3 protein-coding genes are annotated in these 5,889 nt (G+C 55.1%); all 3 read left to right on the top strand.

The window, feature by feature from the left end:
- The coding region (locus tag I2F59_RS09525; protein WP_195503982.1) for a C39 family peptidase at positions 1–669 on the top strand (669 nt) is incomplete at its 5' end.
- A gap of 30 nt (positions 670–699) precedes the next feature.
- Positions 700–3,816: an NlpC/P60 family protein gene (locus I2F59_RS09520; RefSeq protein WP_195503981.1), complete on the top strand. Its 3,117-nt coding sequence runs from the start codon at positions 700–702 to the stop codon at positions 3,814–3,816.
- A 519-nt stretch (positions 3,817–4,335) separates the two neighbouring features.
- Positions 4,336–5,889, top strand: a 1,554-nt coding sequence (locus tag I2F59_RS09515; RefSeq protein ID WP_267473377.1) for a GH25 family lysozyme, incomplete at its 3' end; no start/stop codon positions are given.

Below are 5,889 nucleotides of genomic sequence, written 5' to 3'. Positions count from 1 at the left end.
CGCGTCGAGGCGCTCCAGGTCCGCATCCTCGCGAAGGGCTCGGCGGCCCCGGGCCCGACGGACGGCGCGTACAGGGACCGCCCATTGCATCCGAATTCGGTTGTCCTCAACGTTCCTTGTACAATGCAGAACCCTGAGCTTCCGACTGGCTGCGAGTCCGTTGCATTGACCAATGCGCTTAACTATTACGGATTTGGTTTGGGTAAAACCGTCATTGCAGACGCGTATATGCCTAAGAGCAGTTGGGATTTTGTTACGGCGTTTTGGGGCAATCCTCATAGCGCTTCGAATGGAAACTGCATATCTGCTCCCGGACTGACCAACACCGCTAATTCTTTCTTGATTAGTAGTGGCAGTAGTTTGCGAGCCTACGATGTGACTGGTACTGGTTTCTATGACCTTTATTCGTACTTGGAAGCCGGGCATCCCGTTATTATTTGGTCGACGATAGGTATGCAAAACCTGGGAAGTTGCTATGCGACTCAGGCTTACGGTGGAAGGGTTTATCGAACCTATACCAACTCTCACACCGTTGTTTTAAGAGGCTTTAATCGCTCCCTAGGTACCGTTTACATTGCCGATTCACTCGCTGGCTATGTCTCTAACTCAGCTCAGCGCATTGCTTCGCTATACTCGCAACGAGGAGCTCAGGCGGTCGTCATTAAATAGACGCCGTTGAAGTCGAAGGAAGGTGGAATCGTGAAGCGTCTCTTAGATGTGTCCGTTTCTATACTTGTGGTTATCGCGTTGTTCATGAGTCAATCATGGGCCGTGACTGCTGCATATGCCGATTATTCAATTGACGGATCTGATGATTCAAACAGCTTTCATCTTGAAGGCTCTACTTCCAATCAAGTTGAGCCTATCTCTGAGGGGCAAGAATCGGATGCTGGCTCCGTAGATAGCGAGCCTCAAGACGCGCAGCAGGTCTTATCGGGGGAGACTAACGAAGCCGCTGCCGCTGATTCTGCCTCCAACGATCAGCTCACCGTCAAAAACGTTAGTGTTTCTGCCCATGTGCAGAATATTGGCTGGATGGATCCGGTTGGTTCGGGTAAGGTTGCCGGAACCACGGGTAGGGGCTTGAATCTTGAGGCACTAAAAATCTCACTTGAAGTGGATGGAGCCACCTCTCAAGAACAGATTGCAAATGCCGTATCCGTCGAGGCCCACGTCTCGAACGTCGGCTGGCAGGCCGCCGTCGGCAACGGCGGCACCGCCGGCACGACCGGCCAGTCCCGCGCCGTCGAGGCCCTGAGGGTCAGGCTGTCCGGGGAGCTGTCCGCCCGCTACACCGTCTGGTACCGCGTCCACTCCGCGGAGTTCGGCTGGCTGGGCTGGGCGTGCGACGGCGCCGACGCCGGATCGGCTGGCTACGGCCGCGCCGTCCAGGCCGTCCAGGTCGCGGTCCTGCCCAAGGGCGACCCCGCCCCGGGCGACACCGCCTGTCCTTTTAAGAGCCGTAGCGATGAACCTGCCTCAATCATTGTTCGCTCACATACGTCGAATATTGGTTGGATGTCGCCCGTAGGCGGCGGATCTGTTGCCGGGACAACTGGTAGGGGCCTCCCCATGGAGGCTCTTGAGGCTCAGCTTGGCTGGTATGGTCACTCGGGCTCCATTGAGCTTCGTGGCCATGTTTCTAATGTCGGATGGCAGCAGTGGTCTGAGGGGCACTGTGGAACGACTGGTAAGTCTCAGCGTCTCGAAGCCGTTCAGATTCGTCTAACCGGTGAGGCAGCTGAAAAATATGACGTCTGGTATTGTGCTCATGTGTCAGGTATAGGCTGGCTTGATTGGGCTTGCAATGGAGCTGCCGCTGGTTCTGCCGGTAAAGGCAAGGCTATCGAAGCGGTAAAGGTAATTCTTGTGGAGAAAGGCGGAGCAGCGCCTGGCTCTTCGAGCAATGTCTTTATCGGCGATCTAGATGCTGTTGCGGTTTCCGGATCCGCCGTTTCTGGAGAGAGTCTTGGCTTATCTTCTGGTCAAAAGGCTACGATCGGGGGCAAGGGCGCCAAACTGCTGAACTCCATTGCCTTAAGCGTTGCAGGCCAAACTGATGACGGGTCAATTTCCTATGCCGTTATGGATTCATATTCAGGCTGGGGCGCTTTTTCATCGGATGGCGGTGCTGCCAAGGCGGTATCCGGCGCACCCATAAAAGCGATAAAAATGTCGCTGAGTGGCCAGTTTGCTGCCAATTATGACATTTGGTATCGAGTATGCGATTCCGGTAATGGCTGGACGGGTTGGACGTCAAATGGTCAGGCATGTGGCGTTTCTGGCGGTTCTTCCGGTTTGTGCGGCATAGATGTTGTACTTGTTCGTAAGGGCCAACCTGCCCCTGGTCCTACCAGTAATGCATTTATCGAAACGTCGGGAATCGGTCTTGTATCCCAGGCGCACGTTGCTTCTGCGGGCTGGTTGGCTCCCGTTGGCAATGGCGAAACTGCCGGTCAGACGGGCATGTCTCGTTCTCTGCAGGCGTTGTATGTTTCGACGCAGGGTATCGATGCCTCCGTCGAAGTATCGGCGCACGTTGCGAATATCGGTTGGCAACCATACGTCTCGGGTGCTTCCTACGCTGGCACTGTTGGCAAGGGCCTTGCAATTCAGGCGGTTAAATTAAGGCTCACTGGCAACGACGCTTCAAAATACGATATTTACTACCGTGTTCATGCGGCGGATTATGGCTGGCTTGGTTGGGCTAAAAATGACGCCGCAGCTGGCACCGTTGGACTGTCTAAGCAGGCCGAGGCAATTCAAATTAAGTTGGTTGCCAAGGGTTCGTCCGAGGCTCCCGTTCAAGATCATGCTGCTTTGATCCAGCTTCCCGGGCTATCTGCTAAGGCTAATTGCTCCGGTCTTGGCTGGCAAGCGTCCGTTGGCAATGGCGGTGTTGCCGGAACGGTTGGGCAGAACCGTGCCATGGAGGCCATGCAGTTGTCGCTTTCCGATAGCTCCATGAGCGGTGGCATTTCGTATTCTGCTCATGTATCCAATATCGGTTGGCAGTCTGCTGTTTCGGACGGGGCTACATCGGGAACTGTTGGCCAAGGGCAGCAGATCCAAGCTGTGAAGATTAACTTGACTGGCGACGTTTCGAATTACTTTGATGTCTGGTATCGCGTCCATGTGTCAAATTACGGATGGCTTGGCTGGACCAAAAATGGATCGCCCGCGGGTACCACGAAGCTTGGCATTCCTGTTCAGGCTTTACAGGTAAAGATTGCCCCCAAGGGCGCTTCCGCACCAGGCTCTACGTCTGATTCGTATTTTGAGACCTATCGTTATATGGGGTATCAGACCCCGGGATCATATCCAAAAGTTAGTTGTAATAGCGTACAGCTTCCTTCATATTGCACCGGTTACTTTACGTATGTCACGCCTTCTCGAATTCCTTACAACGCTTCACGACAGGATTGCATCAACGCATTCGTCCAGCGTGCTCGTGAATATATCGGTACTCGTTATATCGAGCCGTGGTCTTCTTGGCCAGGGGATGCAGTTGATTGCTCGGGCTTGGTGCTGCAATGTTTGTATGCGACTGGCATGGATATGGGTTGGTATAACCCCTATAACCATCGTTGGTTGCCCGAGCAGACCTATAACTCCATGAACTGGTATCGCAACAACACGTTTATGCCGGTTAGCACCTCTGCTATGCAGAGGGGAGATGTGGTCTACTACCGGGGTCATATTGGAATCTACATTGGAAACGGTCGAATCATTGATTCGTGGCCGGGGATCGGTGTGACCGAGCGCTCGGTCAATGCTCCAGGTCGTGTAATCGGCGCAGCTAGGCCTTTTGCATAGAGTCTGTTGAGGCGCTCCGTTGCAGGAGCGCCTCTTTTTGACTGTATGGTAAACGTTGCTTTTCTAAGCTTTAAATGCCTGTATGGAAGTGCGGTAATATAGCAGCTATTCGGTCTTTACATGTGGTCAATGTCTCGGGGGATATACATGAAACATCTCAAAGCGTCTGCGGCTTTGGTTTGTACGCTATTGATGGGCTGGTCGCAAATCATTCAGCCTTACAGCGCGTATGCGCTGTCGGTTCAGGCCGCCGCTGCCTCGCAGTCGGTCTTGCAAACATCAATCGAGCACGAATCTCAAGGTGTAAGTTCTCAGGGGGCGCAGGACGATGCCTCGGGTTCTCGGGGTGTGACCGAATGGTATGGTGACGATGCAAATGCTGCTCGTCCTTATGGGGAAACAGATTCGGATTCCGGCGAACAGCCTGGAATTGGCGTCGAAGAATCTGGTGTTGACGAGTCAAACGGTGAAGCCCCAACCGATGATTCCGCTGAGATGAATTCCTGCGAAGCAGACTCTTTGGAACCGAACTCTTGGCGTTTCGAAAACGGCGTGCTTATCGATTCTGGCAATGGCGACATCGATGCGCAGTCTTTAACTGACGATTCTTTGCCCAATGGCGTTGTCGCGCGCGGCATCGATGTCAGCAATCATCAAGGAACTGTTGATTGGAATAAGGTTAAGGCCGCGGGGATTGATTTTGCCATTCTCAAGGTCGGTCCGGTTTACGGAAAACCTGACGATTCTTTTGAAAGGAACGCTGCTGAATGTGAACGCCTCGGCATTCCTTATGGCGTGTATTACTACTCCTACGCCCGTTCTGTAGAGGATGCCAATAAAGAGGCCGACAGGACACTTGCTTGGCTCGGTGGCCATCATCCGTCGCTTCCCGTCTATTATGATCTTGAGGATAGCTATATCTTGCAAGATCCGGATTTCAGCAAGGATAAGCTCACTCAGATTGCGCAGACTTTTTGCAACCGTATGGAGGCCGTTGGCTTTAAGTCGGGTATCTATGCGAACCTTAACTGGCTTAACAACTACCTGAATTCTCCGTCGTTGAACGGTTATGACCATTGGGTCGCTCAATATAATTGGCGTTGCGATTATGCTGGCAGCTACAGTTTCTGGCAGTATTCAAGCAGCGGTAATGTCCCGGGCGTTAACGGACGCTGTGACATGAACTACTGCTTCAACGGTTCTCTTCTGAACGTAGACGACAGCAAGATGCATATTCAGTATGAGGCACATGTCTCGAATATTGGCTGGATGAGCAGCAAGCGCGACGGATCTACAGCTGGCACAACGGGGCAGTCTAAATCAGTGGAGGATCTTAAGGTCGGCATCTTGAATCCTGTTGAAGATGGCTCAGTGCAAATTAACGCCAATGTAAGTGGCATCGGCTGGCAGGGCTGGGACACCCCCTCGGCCTCCGAGGGCGGCACCACCGGCCAGGGCCGCGCCGTCGAGGCCGTGCGCCTGAGGCTCACGGGCTCCCTCGCCAAGGACTACGACGTCTACTACCGCGTCCACGCCTCCAACATCGGCTGGATGGCCTGGGCCAAGGACGGCGAGGAGGCCGGCACCACCGGCTTCGGCAGGAGCGTCGAGGCCGTCCAGATCAGGCTCGTCAAGAAGGGCGACGCCGCCCCCTCGTCTGACGGGGCCAACGTCGACTACGCCTTCAAGAAGAAGCCCATGTCCCTGACCTACCGCGCCCACGTCTCCAACGTTGGCTGGCAGGGCGCCGTGTCCGACGGGGCGACCGCCGGCACCACCGGCCGCGGCCTCGCCCTCGAGGACCTCAAGCTCTCGCTCGACAGCTCCGATTACTCAGACGGCTCGTCCGTCCAGATCGACGCCCACGTCTCGGGCATCGGCTGGCAGGGCTGGGACACCCCCTCGGCCTCCGAGGGCGGCACCACCGGCCAGGGCCGCGCCGTCGAGGCCGTGCGCCTGAGGCTCACGGGCTCCCTCGCCAAGGACTACGACGTCTACTACCGCGTCCACGCCTCCAACATCGGCTGGATGGCCTGGGCCAAGGACGGCGAGGAGGCCGGCACCACCGGCTTC

The sequence above is a fragment of the Collinsella aerofaciens genome (genome assembly GCF_015556945.1).
Classification (GTDB): Bacteria; Actinomycetota; Coriobacteriia; order Coriobacteriales; family Coriobacteriaceae; genus Collinsella; species Collinsella aerofaciens_AO.
This window is presented reverse-complemented; position numbering and strand designations above follow the sequence as displayed.